This window comes from Colwellia sp. BRX8-4, assembly GCF_014077345.1.
Lineage (GTDB): Bacteria > Pseudomonadota > Gammaproteobacteria > Enterobacterales > Alteromonadaceae > Colwellia_A.
In genome coordinates, this window is sequence record NZ_JACGVS010000021.1 from 40,403 (window position 1) to 59,870 (window position 19,468).

The following is a 19,468-nucleotide window of genomic DNA, read 5'->3' on the forward strand; positions in this document are numbered from 1 at the left end:
TGGAAAAAGCAGTGGATAAAAATCAATTTAGAGGCTTTTAAAGCACGGTCAAACCATGGGTATCTATTGTCTACAAGGTCTAGTGAATAGAGGCCTAATAACTAAACAGGATGCGATGGAAAAAGCAGTTGATAAAAATCAATTTAGAGGTTTTTAAAACTAGCTCAAACCCTAGGTGTCTATTACTTCACATTACGGTTTAAAAGATAAGAGAAAGATCAATGAATTTTCATGACTTATTACAAAAGATGGTAAAAGAAGGTGCCTCTGATATGTTTGTTACCGCTAAGCTTGCGGTAAGCGCCAAAGTAAATGGCGAGTTACAAGCAATCGATGATCACCTTTTAACAAGCGATGAATCGTTAGCTCTTGTTCATAACGCAATGAACGATAAACAGAAAAAGCAATTTACTGAAGAAAAAGAATGTAACTTTGCCATTTCAATTGACGACATTGGCCGCTTCCGTATTTCAGCCTTTTGGCAACGCGATATGGCAGGTATGGTTGTCCGACGTATCGTCACAGAAATACCTGATGCTGACGAACTCGGTTTACCGCCAATCTTAAAAGATGTAGTCATGTCAAAGCGCGGTTTAGTACTTTTTGTTGGTGGCACGGGTACGGGTAAATCAACATCAATGGCTTCATTGATTGGCTATCGTAATAAAAATTCGCGTGGCCATATTCTTACCATTGAAGACCCTGTTGAATTTGTTCATGAACATGCGCGTTGTATGGTAACGCAACGAGAGGTTGGTTTAGACACTGAAAGTTTCGATGCGGCCTTAAAAAGCTCATTACGCCAAGCACCCGATGTTATCTTAATTGGTGAGATCCGTAACCAAGAAACCATGGAACATGCGTTAAGCTTTGCTGAAACCGGGCACTTATGTATCGCAACCTTGCATGCAAATAATGCTAACCAAGCGATTGACCGTATTATGCATTTAGTGCCTGCCGATCAACATGGCAAGTTATTGTTTGATTTAGCGTTAAATTTACGCGGTATTATCGCTCAGCAACTGATCCCTACCTGCGACGGTAACGGGCGTGTTGCGGCGATTGAGATCTTACTTAACTCGCCTTATATCGCTGAACTTATTAAAAAAGGTGATATTGGTAGTATTAAAGAAGTGATGGAAAAGTCTAAAGAACTTGGCATGCAGACCTTTGATGGTGCTTTGTTTGAGTTGTATCAAAAAGGCTCAATAAACTATGCTGATGCATTGCATCATGCTGATTCACCTAATGATTTACGCTTAATGATTAAGTTGCGCAGTAATGAGCAAGGAGGCACCGGTGCATTAAGTGGCGTGACCATTGACGGTTTTGGCCCTAAAGATATTTAGTTAACAGATACTTAAGAAACATTGCTAGGTGTTAAGCTAAGTTTCTTGAACCGTGTAACAATAGATAGTCAAACCACTTGACGCATGAGCTTTATGTGGTTTGACTATATTGCTATTTTCTAGTCGTAAAGCGTTTCAAAATAGCTTTCAATAATTAATCTTGCTGACTCAGCATCAATATTATCCTTTTTTAAATTACGATAGCCTCCTGCGGCAAATAAACGTTCTTTGGCATCTGCTGTGGTTAAACGTTCATCTTGAAATTCTACCTTCAGGGCGAATTTATTCGATAAGCGGTTACCAAATTTTTTGGCATCAAGGGTTAATTGTTGCTCACTACCATCCATATTTAAGGGTAATCCCACTACTAAATAGTCAGGTTGCCATTCTTTAATAAATTTTGTTAATTCCATCTCATTAGGAATACCTTCTTTAGCTCTAATCGAGCCTAAAGGAGAGGCACTTCCGGTCATTTCTTGGCCAACAGCAACGCCAATATATTTTTTACCAAAATCAAAACCTAAAACGGTGCGTTGGCCGACATCTTTTGACACTTATTATTCCTCAATGTTGTTAAGCATGGCCAATATCCGTAGATAAATGAGCCATATCAATACCTAGTTTTTCTGTGGCTTTTTTCCAGCGCTGCTCAATCGGTGTATTAAAAACAATATCACCATCAGCAGGGGTTAAAAGCCAGGCGTTAGTTTTTATTTCTTCTTCTAATTGACCAGGCCCCCAACCAGCATAACCTAAGGTAACCATATATTTTTCAGGCGCACCTTCTGTCCCTAACGCCATTAAAATATCTTTAGAGGTGGTGATCATGACCTCTTTACTTAGCGATAACGATTGTTTCCAGCAATCTTGTGGGCTATGTAGAACAAAACCTCGGTCTTGAGAAACAGGACCTCCGGTTAGCACTTGTTGACCTAACTCAGGTGCTTGTTCTTTTTTAGCATCTATCTGGATGAGCAATTCGTTTAAAGTCACATTAACGGGTAAGTTAATAATAAGACCCATAGCGCCTTCTTCATTGTGCTCACAAATATAAGTTACGGTTTTATTAAAATAGGCATCGTCTAATGCAGGCATTGCAATTAATAGTTGATTTTCTAAGCTTTCCATACCATCACCTTTTACACTTTAAGTTTTAAAAAAACTCTATGTATCATTGTTTTTATAGAGGTATGGTGATCGTTTATTTCAAAGGATCACCGCTAGTAGAGACTCATAACTTTAAATGGTAAAAAATATAACTAAAATATTTATACTCTAGGACGAATATTTTCTTCTATTGCATCCATTAATTTTCCACTGATATTAATAGGATATGCAGCTTCAATTTCTCGGATACAGGTGGGACTGGTAACGTTAATTTCGGTAACTTTGTCACCAATAACATCTAACCCAACAAAGTATAGACCACGTTTCTTCAATTCTGGTGCAATAGTTTCAGCAATTAACCTATCGGTAGCACTAAGGGGTCTTGCTTCACCACGGCCACCGGCAGCTAGATTACCACGCGTTTCACCTTGTGCAGGGATACGTGCAAGGCAATAAGGCATAGGTTCACCGTTAACAATAAGAATACGTTTATCACCATCTTTAATTTCAGGCATGAATTCTTGCACCATGGCGTATTGATTACCGTGGTTGGTGAGTGTTTCTAATATAACACCGACATTAGCATCATTTTCTTTTATACGAAAAATTGACGCACCGCCCATGCCATCAAGTGGCTTAATAATAATGTCTTTTTCTTTTTGATGAAATTCACGAATTTTATCATTGTTACGTGTCACTAAGGTACGTGGTGTCAACTCTGCAAACCAAGCGGTGAAAAGTTTTTCGTTACAGTCACGCAAGCTTTGTGGTTTGTTTACAATTAATGTGCCTTCAACTTCTGCGCGCTCAAGCATGTAGGTCGCGTAGATAAATTCGGTATCAAAAGGAGGATCTTTACGCATTAAAACCGCGTCAAGTTCTGAAACAGCTATGTCGTTTACTTCGTCTAGTTCATACCAATGTTGAGGATCGTCAAAAACCTTTAATTTTTGTGCTGTGGCACGGCATTGTCCTTGATCAAGGTATAAATCTTTCATTTCCATGTAATAAATTTCGTAACCGCGCTTTTGAGCTTCGAACATCATCGCCATAGATGAATCTTTCTTTACATTGACCTGTGAAATAGGGTCCATTACTACGCCAAGTTTAATTGTCATCTTTATTTCCTAATGTGTTCGTTACTAATTAATATCGCCAAAGCGGCATTGCAATGCGGTAATTGCCGTTAATGCTGCCGTTTCTGTTCTTAATATTCTTGGTCCTAATAAAACATCAACAAAAGAGGCTTGATTGGCTCGTTTAATTTCATCGTCACTTAAACCGCCTTCTGGACCAATAAGTAAACGCACTCGCTGATTTGAATCATTTATGTTTTTTTCAGGCAAATTCATTATTGAGTATTGCGCTTTTGGGTGTAAATTTAGTTTTAATGAAGCAGTTTGTTGAGTTAGCCATTCATCTAAATAAACAGCAGGCATAACAATAGGGACCGAACAACGGCCACTTTGTTCACAAGCACTGACCACTATTTTTTGCCATTGGTCTATTTTTTTCTGTAAGCGATCGCCGTTTAGCTTTACTCCGCAACGTTCGGTAAATAGCGGGGTAATGGTGTTAACACCCAGCTCCACCGATTTTTGTAAGGTAAAGTCCATTCGGTCGCCACGTGAAATACCTTGCCCTAAATGAATATTTAATGGTGATTCAACATTTTTTTCGCTGAACGATTTTATAATGACTTGGGCATTTTTTTTACTAACGTCAGTTATTTCAGCTTGATAATCGCCAAGTACACCTTGGTTTAATTCGCCATTAAAAAGGGTTAAATCATCACCACTTTTTAAACGCAGAACTCTTATGGTATGGCCAAAGGCATCTTCACTTAAAGTAATAGTGTCGCCAACAGAAAATGATTGTTGCTGAAAAATTCTAGGATTGCTCATTTTTATTAATATTTTTTATTATCTTATCAAGAAATATAAGGGCGACTTGCTCATATTTCAATTATGATTTTATAAAATAGCGTAAAAACGGCTATTTAAAAAAAGCATAAGGTGTTTTCAATGTTTAAATACATTTTCAGACTGAATTAACTATCATCACATGTAATAATATATTCTTTAGCAATTTATTCTTAATAGTAGTTTTGTCACGTGCTGTTAGCACTAAACGGAGAACATAGATGTTCACAAAATATCAGCAAGCTTTTCAACCTATTTTATTTCGCGTTAGTCTTTTATCAGTGATGACTTTTACAGTGATAAGTTGTGGACAAGTTGAACAAGTTAAAATAGCAGCTCCTGCTCCCGCTGTTTCTGTTTATCAAATAAAGGTCAATGAAATTGGTAGTTACCGTGAATTTGTTGCTCGTTCAGTTGCGTCAAAAGAAGTTGACTTACGCGCTAGGGTTGAAGGTGAGTTAATCGATCGTAACTTTAGTGAAGGCTCTATTGTTGAAAAATCTCAAGTGTTACTTAATATTGATCCCGCGGCTTACCAAGTTTCTTTAGAGTCAGCAAAAGCCGATTTAGCCAGTAAAGTCGCTGGTGCTAATGGTGCTGCAAGAGACTTAAAACGTGGGCGTGAAGTCGCAGGGCAAGGTTATATTTCTCAATCTGATCTCGATAAATTAATAACTAATGATTCACAAGCAAGGGCATCAGTGCAGGTCGCCCAATCAACATTAGAAAACGCTGAGTTGAATTTAAGTTACACCGTTATTAAAGCGCCATTTTCAGGACGTATTGGCAAAGTAAATTATAGTATTGGCACGATTATCAGCCCAAGTAGTAACACACTGGCGACATTAACAGCAACAGATCCTATGTATGTCAGTTTTCAAGTAGAAGAAAGCGAATATGTTTCTTATTTACAAAAACATAAAAACACTCAAAAGCCTGAAGATTTATCGATTGATATTTCCTTACTTTTACCTAATAACACTCAATATAGTGAAAAGGGCCTGTTAACGTTTGCCGGAACAAAAATAGATCAAGGCATGGGAACGGTTGAATTACGCGCAATATTTAATAACCCTGATGGTATTATTGTGCCCGGTTTATTTCTTACTTTAATTATAGAAGGTAAGAAAAAAGAACAAATGGCCTTAGTGCCTCAGGTCGCTGTACAGGAAAGCCAACAAGGAAAATTTGTCCTTGTTGTTGGCGAAGATAATAAAGTTTCACAGCGTCTGGTTACTTTAGGGCGAAGAATTAATGCAATGTGGGTGGTTGAATCAGGTATTAACGCCAACGAGCGGGTTATTGTCGAAGGTTTACAAAAAGTCAGAAATGGTGTTGAAGTTAAACCCGTAGCTAAAAGTATTGATCCATTTACCGGTATTATTTCTGACTTTTTAGCCCAATAAGGGGACTGCTATGATCAGTAAAACGTTTATTCATCGCCCCAAGTTTGCCTTTGTTATTTCAATTGTTATCACCTTAGCAGGCATCATTGCTATGGGCTTATTACCCGTTAATATGTACCCACAAATAACACCACCACAAGTGCAAATTACTGCGGTGTATCCAGGTGCGAGTGCGCAAGTTGTCGAAGAGTCAGTTATTCGTCCCATTGAAGAAAAAATCAATGGTGTCGAAGATATGATGTACATCGAATCAACCGCTTCAAATAATGGCTCAGCAACCATTACCGTGTTTTTTAAAGTCGGTATCGATGACAATATGGCACAGGTCAATGTGCAAAATCGTGTCGCATTGGCTCAAAGTGCATTGCCTTCAGAAGTAACACGCTTGGGGGTTACGGTTAAGAAAAAGTCTAGCTCGATGTTAATGGCGATCAATTTATTTTCAAAACAAGCTGAAATCGACCAATTGTTTTTAAGTAACTATGCGACTAATTCACTAACTGAACCGTTAGGACGTATCCCTGGCGTTGCTGAAGCCAGTGTGATGGGTGAAATGACTTACAGCATGCGTGCATGGTTAAGACCCGACCGTATGGCATCATTAGGGGTTACCGTTACCGAGGTAAAACAAGCCCTTCAAGAACAAAATTTAATTGTTGCTGCTGGCAAGTTAGGTGCAAGCCCGGCATTGCCTAACCAACAATTTGAGTACTCCATTCAAGCAAGAGGGCGCTTAAAAACGGTTGAAGAGTTCGGGCAAACCATTGTTCGTGCTCGCACAAACGGTAATTTTGTCCGTTTGTGCGATATTGCACGCTTAGAACTAGGATCGCAAAACTATGGTGTTCAAGCACGCTTAAATGGCAACGAAACTGCATTCTTAGTTATTTATCAATTACCTGGTGCAAATGCAACAGAAGTTGCTCGTTTGGTTAAACTGGAAATGGAAAAACTATCAACACGTTTTCCTGCAGGGCTTGAATACGCTATCCCTTACGATACCACTGAGTTTATCTTACGCTCTATTGACGAAGTGAAAGTGACTTTATTTCAGGCGATAGTCTTAGTAGTTTTAGTAGTGTTCTTATTTTTACAAAATTGGCGAGCAACACTTATTCCGACCATCGCGATACCTGTGTCATTAATAGGTACTTTTGCCTTTATGTTGGCCATGGACTATTCGATAAACACTATCACTCTTTTTGGCTTAGTACTGGCGATAGGTATAGTCGTTGACGATGCGATTATCGTTATTGAAAACGTAGAACGAATCCTTAAAGAAGAGCAACTTGAAATAAAAGCCGCTGTCACTAAGGCAATGGAACAAGTCTCAGGTCCTATTATAGCGACTACTTTGGTGTTACTAGCAGTATTTATTCCTGTGGCCTTTATGCCAGGTATTACCGGAGAACTGTACAAACAATTCTCGGTTACTATTTCATTTGCCGTTATCATTTCTTCTGTTAATGCCTTAACACTTAGCCCTGCGCTTTGTACGGTGTTATTAAGTAAAGATAATATGAAGCCAATAAAATGGTTAATTCCCTTTGAACGGGGTATTAAGAAGATGACTGGAGGCTATACCACAGCGGTAAATTTTTTATTAAAACGCGCCGCTCGTGTTGGTATTATTGTTGGTGTTTTATTTATGGCAACTGGTTGGTTAACAACGTCGGTACCTTCGGGGTTTGTGCCAAGTGAAGACCAAGGTTATGTTTTTCTTAATATTCAATTACCAGATGCTGCATCGAGTAATAGAACACAAGCACTTATTGATAAAATAACGCCGATAATAAAAGCTGATCCTGCGGTGACTGATGTGATTACTGTTGCTGGTTTTTCATTATTAGGAGGAGCGGGTTCTAATAATGGTTTAGGCATTATTATGCTAAAAGATTGGGAGGACAGAACTGAACCAGAATTAGCGTTACGTGCTGTTATTCAACGTTTAATGGGGCAACTTTGGACCATACCAGACGCGCAAATCATGATATTTAATCCGCCGCCTATTCCTGGGCTAGGGTCAAGTTCGGGGTTTGAATTTAAATTACAAGATAGTGAAGGCAGAAGCCCAAGTGATTTGGCGCAAGTGATGAATGGTCTTATTTATGAAGCTAATCAGCGTCCTGAATTAAATCAAGTTTTTAGTACTTACCGCGCTAATGTTCCGCAATATTTTTTAGAGGTCGATCGAAATAAAGCCAAAGCCCAAGGTGTCGCTTTGTCTGATATTTTTATTACTTTACAAGCCCAACTTGGCTCAATGTATATTAACGATTTTAGCCAGTTTGGTCGTACTTATAGAGTAACTGTTCAAGCAGAAAAAGAGTTCCGCAAAGACCCGTCTGACTTACGTCACTATTTTGTCCGTAATCAAGAGGGTGAAATGGTGCCATTAACGACACTGGCTAAGTTAGAACCTATTTTAGGACCAACAAGTATCGGACACTTTAATTTATATCGTAGTGCTAACATTACTGGGCAAGCAGCGAGTGGTCATTCATCAGGTGAGGCAATAGCTATTATGGAAGAATTAGCTGGAAACTTACCTCAGGGCTATATTTTCGAATGGGCCGGGCAGTCTAAACAAGAAATTGAGGCAGGTAATTTAGCACCTGTTCTATTTGGCTTAGCATTGTTGTTTGTTTACTTATTTTTAGTGGCGCAATATGAAAGCTGGACCATACCATTCTCGGTTATCGCAGCGGTTCCCTTGGCATTGTTTGGTTCAATGTTAACGCTGTATATCTTGGGCATGGAGAATAACATTTATGCTCAGGTGGGGTTAGTGCTACTCATCGGCTTATCGACTAAAACCGCGATTCTTATTGTTGAGTTTGCCATGGAACTTAGAGCCGCAGGTAAAAGTATTATGGAAGCCGCGCTTGATGCCGCAAAATTAAGATTTAGAGCCGTATTAATGACTGCACTCTCTTTTGTGTTAGGTGTAATTCCTTTGGTTATGTCTTCGGGGGCAGGCGCTAGTAGCCGGATATTCTTGGGTGTTACCGTACTATCAGGTATGTTAGCTGCTACTATATTGGGTACTTTACTTGTGCCATATTTCTATATGATTATTCAAAGGTTGCGCGAAAAACTTAAAGGCTCACCGAGTTAACGAATTTTTATTGAAATACTTTGCCTTTTAAAAGACTTTTCACTGTGGTGTTAAGTCTTTTTTTAGCTCTAAATAATACGATAGACAACAACTTTATAATTAAGGCGAGCGACGAGGTACTTTATCTAAATAAGCGCTTTTGATAGAATGCGCATCTTTCGACTAACATCGCTAGTAGCAGGTGTTGGTTTTATATTAATCTACAGCTCCGGATTTACGTTCTGGCTGGCTCAATGGGTATTATTACTATGCAAAATATTACTGTCTGTGCACTTTATAAATTTGTGCGCTTAGAAAACTTCGAACAACTTAAATCACCTTTATTAAGCGTTATGTTAGAAAACGAGATCAAAGGTACGTTATTACTCGCTAACGAAGGTATTAACGGTACGGTTGCAGGTACAAAAGCCAGTATCGATCTGCTTTTAGCTCATTTAGAGACGGATGAACGTTTAATTAATGTTTCTCATAAATATTCATATGCTGATGAAAACCCTTTTCAACGTAGCAAAGTAAAATTAAAAAAAGAAATTGTTACTATGGGTGTTGAAGGCATTGACCCATTATTAACCGTTGGTACTTATGTGAAACCAAAAGACTGGAATGCGCTTATTTCAGATCCAGAAGTTTTATTGATTGATACGCGTAACGATTATGAAATTGAAATTGGTACCTTTAAAAACGCCGTTAACCCTAAGACTGAAACGTTCCGTGAATTTCCAGAATATGTTGCCCAACATTTAGATAAAAATAAGCACAAAAAAGTGGCTATGTATTGTACTGGTGGTATTCGTTGCGAAAAATCAACAGCTTACTTGAAAGAGCAAGGCTTCGAAGACGTTTACCACCTTGAGGGAGGTGTGCTTAAATATTTAGAAGAAGTTGAACAAGAGAATTCAATGTGGGAAGGCGAATGTTTTGTTTTTGATGGCCGTGTTGCCGTTGGACATGGTTTAGAGCAAGGCCAGTACGACCAATGTTTTGCTTGTCGTTACCCGATAACAAGCGAAGAAATGCAAAGCGAACACTATGTTAAAGGTGTGAGTTGTCATCGTTGTTATGACAAGTATACCGACGAGCAGCGCAGTGGTTTCGCTGAGCGTGAGCGTCAAATAAATTTAGCGAACCAACGAGGCGAAAAGCATATTGGTGGCAATGTTCAAGATGTTATCGAACAACGACGAAAAGATAAAGTTGCCAGCAAAAAAGCACAGTCGACTAAGTCGTGATGAGCTAGGTTGCTATTTACCCTTTGAACATAAAAAAAGCGACTTATTAAGTCGCTTTTTTATTAGGAGCCTTGATGTTTAGTCGTGAAAACTAAAAACCAGCAGCTTTTCTAAGTGCGTCAGCTTTATCAGTTCTTTCCCACGTAAATGCAGTAAAAGTATCATCACCAACAGTGACTTCAACAGGTTCACGACCAAAATGTCCGTAAGCTGCTGTCATCTGATACATAGGGTGTAACAAATCAAGCATCTTAGTAATGCCGTATGGTCGTAAATCAAAATGTGCTCTTACCAATTCAATTAATTTTGCTTCAGAGACTTTACCGGTACCAAAGGTTTCAATTGAAATTGACGTTGGCTCAGCAATACCAATGGCATAAGAAATTTGAATTTCACAACGGTCAGCTAAACCAGCCGCAACGATGTTTTTTGCTACATAACGACCAGCATAAGCAGCACTGCGATCAACTTTTGATGGATCTTTTCCTGAGAAAGCACCACCACCATGACGAGCCATGCCGCCATAGGTATCAACAATAATTTTACGACCCGTTAAACCACAATCACCTACCGGACCACCAATAACAAAACGGCCAGTAGGATTAATAAAGTATTTAGTATCTTTAGTTAATAACTCGGCAGGTAACACAGCTTTGATAATATTTTCCATCACAGCTTCGTGCAAATCTTCTTGAGAAATCTCTGGATTATGTTGAGTTGATAAAACAACCGCGTCAATCGCTACTGGCTTATTATCTTCATAAATAAAAGTGACTTGAGATTTAGCATCAGGACGCAACCAAGGTAAGACCCCTGATTTACGCACTTCAGCTTGACGCTCTACTAAACGATGAGAATAAAATATTGGTGCAGGCATTAACGTTTCAGTTTCATTGGTCGCATAACCAAACATTAATCCCTGGTCACCAGCACCTTGATCTTCAGGGTTTGCTCGGTCAACACCTTGGGCAATCTCAGGTGATTGCTGACCAATTAAATTCATAATGCCACAAGTTTCACCATCAAAACCAACGTCAGACGAAGTATAGCCAATATTACTGATAACATTACGGGTAATCGCTTCTAGATCAACCCATGCCGTGGTAGAAACTTCACCTGAAATAATAGCTACACCAGTTTTCACCATAGTTTCACAAGCGACACGAGCATTCTTATCTTTAGCGATAATAGCATCAAGTACCGCATCAGAAATTTGATCGGCGATTTTATCCGGATGACCTTCAGAAACTGATTCAGAAGTGAAAAATTGAGTAGACATATAACCTCAGAAAAATGTAATAGTTTAAAATATTTTCGAATTGGAGTTATTCTAACTGCAAGATTAACTATTTTCTAGTTTTTTTACGCCTAGATGGCTAAACGGCTAAAAATAATTATTAATTGTTCATTTATAGAGCAGGAAATTGCTGAAGGGTAACATTCTGACCAAAAAGTACTGACATCAATTTGGCTTGTTGCTTAGATACCTTAGAGCTAAAAAAGTGTTGTTGTGAAATAGATAGAGTACTTGCCAATAATCCTTGGTTTGCCAGTTGCCGAGTAAGTTGATCCGTTACGGGCTGAGCGGTTTCCATGATGGTAATTTTATCACCAACAATTCTTTGTATAAGCGAACGAACAAAGGGGTAATGTGTACAACCTAAGACTAAGGTATCTATATTACTTTGCACAAGAGGTTGCAAAAAAGTATGCAGTATTTCAAGGCACTGTTCACTTTCATGAAGGCCTTGCTCGATAAGCTCTACTAAGCCAGGGCATGGCTGAATATAAATTTCAGCGCCATTTTTATGCTTATTCACTAAAGATAGAAAACGAGTATTTATTGCGGTTGCCCCTGTTACTAACAAGGCTACCTTCTTTGTTTTACTGTGCAACGCAGCGGGTTTTATCGCTGGTTCAACGCCAATAATTGGAATTGAAACCCTTAAACGCAGTTGATCGATAGCGCTAACTGTTGCGGTATTACAGGCAACAACAATGGCTTTTACCTGTTGGCGAATCAACCAGTCAGCAATTTTATTTACCCGTTCAATAATTTCTGCTGACGACTTATCGCCATAAGGTGCAAATTGACTATCAGCCACATAAATAAGATTTTCATTGGGTAAATGTTGATGGATACACTTAGCAATCGACAAACCACCAATGCCAGAGTCAAAAATACCGATCGCTGGTGTGTCAGCATAAACTTGCCCTTGTGGTTTTTTTGATTTGTTGGCTAGATGATTTTGGGTCATGTTGTCTATGGTTATTAACTAACTGATAAAATTCGTCTTTGTTATATTGATTTTTTAGATAAAAGTAAAGCGCACTAGCCATTATTTACTAAGTATGTAGCGTTTACTGCACTTGCCACTTATTTCTCAGTTTGTCTAAAGTGCCATTTTTCTCTATTATTTTATAAGCGTTGGTATATTTAGTGACAATCTTTTTATCGCTATTTAGACTAAAAGCAAAATATAAGTCATGATTAACGACTGAGAGAGGTATAATTTTTTTTAGTCTACTTACCTCTAAATTTAATTTACTCGCTCGCGCCACTAAGGTGCTCTTTGTTCCCGTTATAAAATCAACTCTATTAAGGTAGAGCATCTGTAAGCTTTGCTCTGGTGAAACGACAGTATAAATAAAGGGGTAGTCTTGTTGCTGAAAATATTGAGCGGTACTTGACGAATTAGTGACCGCCAATTTATATTTTTTAAGTTGCTCTATATCAGTGACGGGTGTTTTAAATTTTTCTTGTAAACACCAAGCATAAATATCTTCTCTCATTAATTTACCGCCCCAAATAAATAGATTTTCTCGAACTTTGGTGCGAGATAGTGAAAAGATAAGAGTATTGGGTTGGTTAAGTGCGGTTTTATAAGCTCGAGCCCAAGGGAATACTTGTAAATCAATTTCATCACCGGTAATTTTGAATATTTCCTGCATGACTTCTACGGAGAATCCACTTAGAGCAGTATTCTCTTGATAGAATTGGTAGGGCGGTAATATCTCAGTAACAACAAGTTGCTTAGCGATACTTGATGAAGTATTCAGCATTAGCAACAGCATTACACAGAGGTATTTTATAGGCATATAAACAAGTAAGCTAATTAATAACAATAAGTCTATTAAGTATATAGTAAGTTAGCCTTTTATTCTTTATTTCAGCTATAACATTATAAATAATATTTGATAAATCGGGTGTTATTAGATGCTGCGCGGAGGTATCAGGTCTAAGCCTAATATGTTTAAACCTAATAAGTCTAATATGAACATAAAAAGGATGCTTCCAAGGTGCCGCAGTCGACTTTAGTCCTGAATACTGGGTGTTGTTAGGTGCTGCGCGGAGGTATCAGGTCTAAGCCTAATATGTTTAAACCTGCTATGGTTTTAAAAAGGATGCTTCCAAGGTGCCGCAGTCGACTTTAGTCCTGAACACTGGGTGTTGTTAGGTGCTGCGCGGAGGTATCAGGTTTAAGCCTAATATGTCTAAGCCTAATATGTTTAAACCTAATATGTCTAATATGATTATAAAAAGGATGCTTCCAAGGTGCCGCAGTCGACTTTAGTCCTGAACACCGGGTGTTCAGGGCGGAGGTATCATTTCAACCGTAGGCTTCCCGATACGAGCCGGGCTTGCACAATAGTTAATAATCAACTTCCTTAGTTAAAACTTATCGGCTCAGGGACATAGTTAACATACAAACACCCCAGAAGACGAAATTAGTATAGCTAATTTTTCAAAGCGATTTAAGTGTTTTTTTGTAACTTAAGTTTGTTTGTTTTTTTAGTGAACAGAGGTTGCTGAAAAATCAGGCTTTCTTGAGGTATTCGGAAATTACAGCTTGTTTGATAGTCGCTTGTAGTAAATCAATTTTACTTTGCATCGCAGCACGTTCATCGATAATTTCTTTACGAGCAGCTAATAAATCATTAGATAAGTTAAGTGCAGTCATTACTAGTGATTGTTCAGGTGTCTTTATAGAACAAGTTTTACTGTCTATTAGCAAACGTTGGTTTAACTCTTCAGCGGCTAATAGTAAAGACGACTCTTGCCCGCTAGGACATGAAATCTTCAGTCTTCTATTAGCAACTTCAATGGTAACCGAGTGTTGACTCATAACAGGCTTATTCTCACAAAAACATCTTAATTAATAGTAATATATACATATCTGAGCACTATAGCGATGAGCAGTACACTATGCAAGCGTTCTCTAGGGTTTTCTCCTTTTAATCTCTAGCATCATAAAAGCGTGAATGTTACGATACCTTGCATTAACTCACGCATTTTATTGATGATTAAAACATGTCCAACGAAACCTCTTTAGACTTTGCCTCAGTGCAAGCAATTCTTACAACAGAAAGTATTACCGTCCATGGCGCTGAATTACATGGGGTATTAACTGGCTTAGTTTGTGCCGGTTTTACCTTTGAAAGTGAGGACTATATCGTGATGATTAATGACTTGTTTAACAACGGCGAAGGTTTACCTCGTGCCGTTAAGTCGTTGGTGAAATCAATGTTTGCAAAAGTTTGGCATGACATTATTGATGACTCTTATGGTTTTCAATTAACGTTACCAGATGATGACGATAGTATAGTTGAACGTGGCCATGCCTTAAGTGTTTGGGTACAAGGCTTCAATTTAGGATTCGGCCTACAACAAAAAAACAAAGCGGTATTATCAGAAGACGTTAAAGAAGTCCTTATTGATTTTGCTGAAATCTCTAATTTGTCTGACGAAATGGAAGAAGACGAAGATACCGAGCAAGCCTATTTTGAAATAGCTGAATATGTCAGAATTTCTGCTTTATTGTGTTTTACTGAGCTCGGCTCACCGCCAGAAAGTAAAAGCGCAGAAGATACTGTCCACTAAAAAAAGATCAAGTCATGAATACATCAACTTTAGTTAAAAATACTTTATTACCTTTGGCCGAATTCATCCAACGTCGTGCTCAATTTTTTGCTTCGATGCCAGAAAATTCTATTGCGATATTTTCCGCTGCACAAGAAGTCACGCGTAGCAACGATACCGAATATGCTTTTTGCCAAGATAAAAGTTTTTATTATCTAACGGGATATAACGAACCTGATGCTGTTTTAGTGCTGATTAAATCTGCTGATAAGGGAGAAGAAAATCAACAAAGTATTTTATTTAACCTTGAGAAAAATGCCCTTCAAGAAGTCTGGCACGGTAGGCGAGTAGGACAAACGTTAGCGGTAGAGCATTATGGTGTAGATGAATGTTTTCCACTAACCGAAATAGATGAATACCTCCCTGATTATATTGCGGATAAAAGTCACTTGTTGTTTTGCCAAGGAAAAAGTACCCGCTTAGATAGCCAAATATATGCATGGTTGTCAGCGGTTAAAGCGCAAAGCCGCCTTGGCGTAAAAGCACCGACACTACTGGTTGATTGTCGAAATATTATTGAAGAAATGCGTTTAATCAAAAGTGCTGGCGAACTCGATATTATGCGTCAAGTAAATATTATTAGCGGTGCGGCTCATGCCAGAGCGATGAAACAGTCAGCGATTGGTAAATTTGAATACCAATTAGAAGCGGAAATATTGCATGAATTTGCCAGTAATGGTGCAAGGCACCCAGCTTATGGCAGTATCGTTGCCTGTGGTGATAATGGCAATATTTTACATTACACTAACAATGATGACGTACTGAAAAATAATGAATTGGTGTTGATTGACGCCGGTGGTGAACTTAGCGGCTATGCGGCTGACATTACTCGCACCTTTCCTGCAAATGGCAAGTTCACATTAGCACAACGAGAAGTCTATCAACTCGTGCTAGATGCACAGAACTTAGCGATTGATGCAATAAAGCCACACGCAACCTTTGCCGAGCTTAATGTTTTAGTGAATAACTTCCTAACTTCAGGTTTACATCGTTTAGGTATATTGTCTGGGAATTTAGCTCTGTTAATCGAGGACAAAGCCTGTAAAAAGTATTTTATTCATGGTTTAGGGCACTGGTTGGGTTTAGATGTTCATGACGTTGGTGATTATCAGTCAAATGATAAACGCGAGCAATGTCGAGCGTTTGAACAAGGTATGGTGATGACCATAGAGCCGGGCATCTATATTCCACTTGATGATTATAGTGTTGATAAAAAGTGGCGCGGTATAGCAATAAGAATTGAAGATAATATAGCAGTAACTGATCAAGGTCATGAAAACTTAACGGTAAATGCGCCAAAATCAATTGCTGAAATTGAACAACTAATGACTGCGAATAATTAACTGACTTTTTTATCGTCAATTCACATTGCCATATGAACTTGTCATCATAGATTTACGTATTTAAATTCAGGCAGCAATCATTAATCAATGTTTTATTTCACAGTTCAATGATGAATTGGCAATGAACTTAGCATTTCACTTTAACGCTTTATCTTAAGCGACTGTATTAAATAGCTAAAAAAAGTAACTATGAAAAAAGAATTCGATATCGTAATTTCTGGTGGTGGTTTATCTGGTGCATTAATGGCACTGAGTTTGATCGACTGCAAAAAACAACAGGGTCAGCCACTGTCTATTGCCATTGTTGAAGCTAATCCGGTATTAGAAGATCCAAGATTAACTTTTGACGATCGTGTGTTAGCGCTTTCACATGGCACAGCAACCTATTTAGAACGTTTAGGCGTTTGGCAACAATTAAAGCACCTAGCCGAGCCCATTAAAAATATTCATATCTCTGATCGAGGCTTCTACGGTAAAGCTCGACTTTATGCTGAGCATCATCAAGTTAATGCACTCGGCTTTGTTGTTGAAATGTCATTGCTTGGGCAAGCATTATTAAGCAGTTTAAAAGAGAAAAACAAAATAACAGGTAATATCACTTGGTTCACTCCCGATAAAATAACCGATATTACTTGGCAAAAAGAGCAGGTTGAACTGACGCTTAATTCAACAGCAAAGCTTAGCGCGAAATTACTATTAGCCTGTGATGGTGTTCATTCAGCCTGTCGAAAATTTGCTAACATTGCTGTGCAAGAGTCTCACTACGATCAATCGGCACTTATTACCAATGTAAGTACGGCGATTCCCCACAACAATTTGGCTTTTGAACGCTTTACTGATACTGGTCCTATTGCGATGTTACCGCTGTCAAAACAGGGGAGCGCAACAAGTGATAGTCGTTGTTCTTTGGTATGGACATTACCGCCTGAACAAGCAGATAAAATGCTAGCACTTAGCGATAAACAATTCCAAGATGAACTTGAAAATGCTTTTGGTAGTTGGCTTGGCGCAATAACCCAAGTGGGTAAGCGCGATGTATATTCGCTTAAATTATTAATGGCAGATGAACAGGTTTTTCATCGCATGGCACTTATTGGTAATGCTTCTCACACTATTCATCCTATTGCCGGACAAGGTTTTAATTTGGGTGTAAGAGATGTTAAGCAAATGGTGGAGCTGATCAAAGTAGCCTTAAATAACAATCAAGACATTGGACAATTTTCTCTGTTAAGTCATTATGCCTCGCAACGAAAGTTAGATCATCAGCAAGTCATTGGTTTAACCGATTCGTTAGTGACACTTTTTTCAAATAAATTGCCCCCTTTAGTTATAGGTCGTAATGTTGGTTTGAAAGTTATGAATTATTTATCACCTTTAAAAAGTCGCCTCGTTAGAAAAACGATGGGTTATTAAGGGTGAAACCAAGGTTAAAAAAATACCCAATTAACCTAACGTAAAGACATTTTAAAATTAAGAAGAATAACATGCAAAAATTTGATGTATTAATTGTTGGCGGCGGCATGGTGGGCTTAACCTTAGCTTTAGCGCTACGTCAGCAAACACAGTTAACCGTTGCTATTGTTGACACTTCTCCGCCGGATGAATTATCAGAACAGCCTGATGTTCGAGTTAGTGCGCTTAATGTCGCCAGTAAACAAATTTTTGATAATCTTGATGTTTGGCCATTAATTCAACAAAAACGTATTCAAGCTTATACTGATATGCATGTTTGGGATAAAGCTGGCTTTGGCAAGTTACTTTTTTCTTGTGACGATTTAGCCGATACCTCAGCCAATGAACAGCTAGGTTGGATCGTTGAAAATAGCGTTATACGTCAGAGCCTTTGGCAAAAAGCACAAGCAGATCAAGGTATAATTTTTTATACTGAGAATACCTTAAGTAATATAAGTATTGGTGAAAGTGAGGCTTTTGTTAGTTTTACATCAACTAACGGCAACCCTATGCCAATAACCGCTAAATTAGTGGTTGGTGCTGATGGCGCAAATTCTTGGGTTAGACGTCAAATGGCGTTCCCTTTAACTTTTCGTGATTATGATCATCATGCTATTGTTGCTACGGTAAAATGTTCACAAGGACACCAAAATACCGCATGGCAAGTTTTTCTAGAAACTGGCCCTCTAGCGCTACTACCACTTAACGACGCTCTTGGAACGCAAGACTTATGCTCGATTGTTTGGTCTACATCCCCCGAAGATGCAATTCGTTTAAATGGCTTAACCCCAGCAGAGTTTTCAAAAGCGTTAACGGCAGCAAGTGATGGAAAATTAGGGAATATTGAACTGCAGAGTAAACGTTTTACTCATCCGCTAACTATGCGTATCGCCCAAAGCTTTGTTCAAGAGCGTATTGCTTTAGTTGGTGACGCTGCTCATACCATTCATCCATTAGCAGGCCAGGGCGTTAATTTAGGTTTACTTGACGCGGTATCATTGGCGCAAATTATTAATGACAAAATAACCCAACAAAAATCCCCTAATGATGCTTGGTTAACCACTCGTTTGTTAAATGAATATTCGCGTTGGCGTAAAGCCGAAGCAACCGAAATGGTTGCAGCAATGGAGTCAATTAAACAAGTGTTTACGCCTCAACAAGGCGCTATAAAATTGTTGAGAGGTCTGGGTTTGTCTTTAATTAATAACTTAAAGCCCGTTAAGCAAGTCTTAATTAAACAAGCATTGGGTTTGAAAAGTGATTTACCTAAACTTGCAAAACTCAAAGACAAGTTATTTTAAAATTAACGTTGCTTTGAGCATTTAAGCAAACGCTTTTGACATGACCGTAAGAGCTTGTAATAACGTTTGCTCTGTTTTATAAAACTTATCTAATGATTGTCTTTTAAGTGTATGGTTAATCGATGAAAAATAATTTTATAAACGTCCTAATATTCCTCCTTCCTTTTGATATTATTAGCTTTTAAATTAATAAGTTTTCCTGAAAAAAAATGTCAGTAAAAAACACAAAATAAAAACCCAAGATTCTATTTTTTTACGAAGTAAAACTGATTATAATTTTCAAAACATGTGGTTTTAAAAATTAAATTTGGATTAAAATA

The 19,468-nt window shown here is 38.3% G+C and carries 16 protein-coding genes and 1 other RNA gene; 8 read left to right on the forward strand and 9 right to left on the reverse strand.

Annotated features, from left to right (window positions below):
- The first annotated feature begins 221 nt into the window (after positions 1–221).
- Positions 222–1,349: a PilT/PilU family type 4a pilus ATPase gene (locus H4J56_RS15845; RefSeq protein ID WP_182213955.1), complete on the forward strand. Its 1,128-nt coding sequence runs from the start codon at positions 222–224 to the stop codon at positions 1,347–1,349.
- Between the two features lie 119 nt (positions 1,350–1,468).
- Here the strand turns inward: H4J56_RS15845 and ruvX are convergent, their stop codons facing one another.
- From ruvX to rsmE, 4 genes are all read right to left on the reverse strand, one after another.
- The gene (ruvX, locus tag H4J56_RS15850; RefSeq protein WP_070374251.1) at positions 1,469–1,903 is read right to left on the reverse strand and encodes a Holliday junction resolvase RuvX; all 435 of its coding nucleotides are present in this window, start codon (positions 1,901–1,903) and stop codon (positions 1,469–1,471) included.
- 19 nt (positions 1,904–1,922) lie between these two features.
- Complete coding sequence (locus tag H4J56_RS15855; RefSeq protein ID WP_070374250.1) at positions 1,923–2,477, reverse strand: YqgE/AlgH family protein; 555 nt, start codon at positions 2,475–2,477, stop codon at positions 1,923–1,925.
- Positions 2,478–2,617: 140 nt separating this feature from the next.
- The gene (gshB, locus tag H4J56_RS15860; protein WP_070374249.1) at positions 2,618–3,574 is read right to left on the reverse strand and encodes a glutathione synthase; all 957 of its coding nucleotides are present in this window, start codon (positions 3,572–3,574) and stop codon (positions 2,618–2,620) included.
- A 24-nt stretch (positions 3,575–3,598) separates the two neighbouring features.
- Entirely contained in the window at positions 3,599–4,360 is a 762-nt protein-coding gene (gene rsmE, locus H4J56_RS15865; protein WP_182213953.1) for a 16S rRNA (uracil(1498)-N(3))-methyltransferase, read from the reverse strand.
- Positions 4,361–4,599: 239 nt separating this feature from the next.
- On the opposite strand from rsmE, the gene H4J56_RS15870 reads away from it, so the two are divergent.
- From H4J56_RS15870 to H4J56_RS15880, 3 genes are all read left to right on the forward strand, one after another.
- The gene (locus H4J56_RS15870; protein ID WP_182230158.1) at positions 4,600–5,784 is read left to right on the forward strand and encodes an efflux RND transporter periplasmic adaptor subunit; all 1,185 of its coding nucleotides are present in this window, start codon (positions 4,600–4,602) and stop codon (positions 5,782–5,784) included.
- Positions 5,785–5,794: 10 nt separating this feature from the next.
- The gene (locus H4J56_RS15875) at positions 5,795–8,902 is read left to right on the forward strand and encodes an efflux RND transporter permease subunit (protein ID WP_182230157.1); all 3,108 of its coding nucleotides are present in this window, start codon (positions 5,795–5,797) and stop codon (positions 8,900–8,902) included.
- A 248-nt stretch (positions 8,903–9,150) separates the two neighbouring features.
- On the forward strand, positions 9,151–10,131 hold the full coding sequence (locus tag H4J56_RS15880; RefSeq protein ID WP_182213947.1) for a rhodanese-related sulfurtransferase: 981 nt from the start codon (positions 9,151–9,153) through the stop codon (positions 10,129–10,131).
- 91 nt (positions 10,132–10,222) lie between these two features.
- Here H4J56_RS15880 and metK read toward each other — a convergent pair whose 3' ends face one another.
- From metK to zapA, 5 genes are all read right to left on the reverse strand, one after another.
- Complete coding sequence (metK, locus tag H4J56_RS15885) at positions 10,223–11,410, reverse strand: methionine adenosyltransferase (protein ID WP_182213945.1); 1,188 nt, start codon at positions 11,408–11,410, stop codon at positions 10,223–10,225.
- 130 nt (positions 11,411–11,540) lie between these two features.
- Entirely contained in the window at positions 11,541–12,389 is an 849-nt protein-coding gene (gene murI, locus H4J56_RS15890; RefSeq protein WP_220465961.1) for a glutamate racemase, read from the reverse strand.
- A 103-nt stretch (positions 12,390–12,492) separates the two neighbouring features.
- Positions 12,493–13,194 carry an ABC transporter substrate-binding protein gene (locus H4J56_RS15895; RefSeq protein ID WP_182213943.1) on the reverse strand — a complete coding sequence of 234 codons (702 nt, stop codon included), beginning with the start codon at positions 13,192–13,194 and terminating at the stop codon, positions 12,493–12,495.
- A 481-nt stretch (positions 13,195–13,675) separates the two neighbouring features.
- A non-coding RNA gene (ssrS, locus tag H4J56_RS15900) (6S RNA) lies at positions 13,676–13,857 on the reverse strand.
- A 92-nt stretch (positions 13,858–13,949) separates the two neighbouring features.
- Positions 13,950–14,258, reverse strand: a complete 309-nt coding sequence (zapA, locus tag H4J56_RS15905) for a cell division protein ZapA (protein WP_182222197.1) — start codon at positions 14,256–14,258, stop codon at positions 13,950–13,952.
- 185 nt (positions 14,259–14,443) lie between these two features.
- On the opposite strand from zapA, the gene H4J56_RS15910 reads away from it, so the two are divergent.
- From H4J56_RS15910 to H4J56_RS15925, 4 genes are all read left to right on the forward strand, one after another.
- Positions 14,444–15,013, forward strand: coding sequence for a UPF0149 family protein (locus H4J56_RS15910; RefSeq protein ID WP_070374244.1), 570 nt, complete (start codon positions 14,444–14,446; stop codon positions 15,011–15,013).
- A 14-nt stretch (positions 15,014–15,027) separates the two neighbouring features.
- Positions 15,028–16,395 (forward strand): Xaa-Pro aminopeptidase, encoded by a 1,368-nt coding sequence (pepP, locus tag H4J56_RS15915; RefSeq protein WP_182259589.1) that lies wholly within the window; start codon positions 15,028–15,030, stop codon positions 16,393–16,395.
- A gap of 189 nt (positions 16,396–16,584) precedes the next feature.
- On the forward strand, positions 16,585–17,808 hold the full coding sequence (gene ubiH / locus H4J56_RS15920; RefSeq protein WP_182213937.1) for a 2-octaprenyl-6-methoxyphenyl hydroxylase: 1,224 nt from the start codon (positions 16,585–16,587) through the stop codon (positions 17,806–17,808).
- A gap of 71 nt (positions 17,809–17,879) precedes the next feature.
- Positions 17,880–19,148, forward strand: a complete 1,269-nt coding sequence (locus H4J56_RS15925; RefSeq protein ID WP_070374241.1) for a UbiH/UbiF/VisC/COQ6 family ubiquinone biosynthesis hydroxylase — start codon at positions 17,880–17,882, stop codon at positions 19,146–19,148.
- The last annotated feature ends 320 nt before the right edge of the window (positions 19,149–19,468 follow it).

Bases quoted from the DNA above. Each gene is read 5' to 3' on its own strand.
- gshB (WP_070374249.1), bottom strand. From the start codon at position 3,574: ATGACAATTAAACTTGGCGTAGTAATGGACCCTATTTCACAGGTCAAT.
- H4J56_RS15875 (WP_182230157.1), top strand. From the start codon at position 5,795: ATGATCAGTAAAACGTTTATTCATCGCCCCAAGTTTGCCTTTGTTATT.
- H4J56_RS15880 (WP_182213947.1), top strand. From the start codon at position 9,151: ATGCAAAATATTACTGTCTGTGCACTTTATAAATTTGTGCGCTTAGAA.
- H4J56_RS15895 (WP_182213943.1), bottom strand. From the start codon at position 13,194: ATGCTGAATACTTCATCAAGTATCGCTAAGCAACTTGTTGTTACTGAG.
- zapA (WP_182222197.1), bottom strand. From the start codon at position 14,258: ATGAGTCAACACTCGGTTACCATTGAAGTTGCTAATAGAAGACTGAAG.
- H4J56_RS15855 (WP_070374250.1), bottom strand. From the start codon at position 2,477: ATGGAAAGCTTAGAAAATCAACTATTAATTGCAATGCCTGCATTAGAC.
- metK (WP_182213945.1), bottom strand. From the start codon at position 11,410: ATGTCTACTCAATTTTTCACTTCTGAATCAGTTTCTGAAGGTCATCCG.
- pepP (WP_182259589.1), top strand. From the start codon at position 15,028: ATGAATACATCAACTTTAGTTAAAAATACTTTATTACCTTTGGCCGAA.
- murI (WP_220465961.1), bottom strand. From the start codon at position 12,389: ATGACCCAAAATCATCTAGCCAACAAATCAAAAAAACCACAAGGGCAA.
- H4J56_RS15910 (WP_070374244.1), top strand. From the start codon at position 14,444: ATGTCCAACGAAACCTCTTTAGACTTTGCCTCAGTGCAAGCAATTCTT.
- H4J56_RS15845 (WP_182213955.1), top strand. From the start codon at position 222: ATGAATTTTCATGACTTATTACAAAAGATGGTAAAAGAAGGTGCCTCT.
- ubiH (WP_182213937.1), top strand. From the start codon at position 16,585: ATGAAAAAAGAATTCGATATCGTAATTTCTGGTGGTGGTTTATCTGGT.
- rsmE (WP_182213953.1), bottom strand. From the start codon at position 4,360: ATGAGCAATCCTAGAATTTTTCAGCAACAATCATTTTCTGTTGGCGAC.
- H4J56_RS15925 (WP_070374241.1), top strand. From the start codon at position 17,880: ATGCAAAAATTTGATGTATTAATTGTTGGCGGCGGCATGGTGGGCTTA.
- H4J56_RS15870 (WP_182230158.1), top strand. From the start codon at position 4,600: ATGTTCACAAAATATCAGCAAGCTTTTCAACCTATTTTATTTCGCGTT.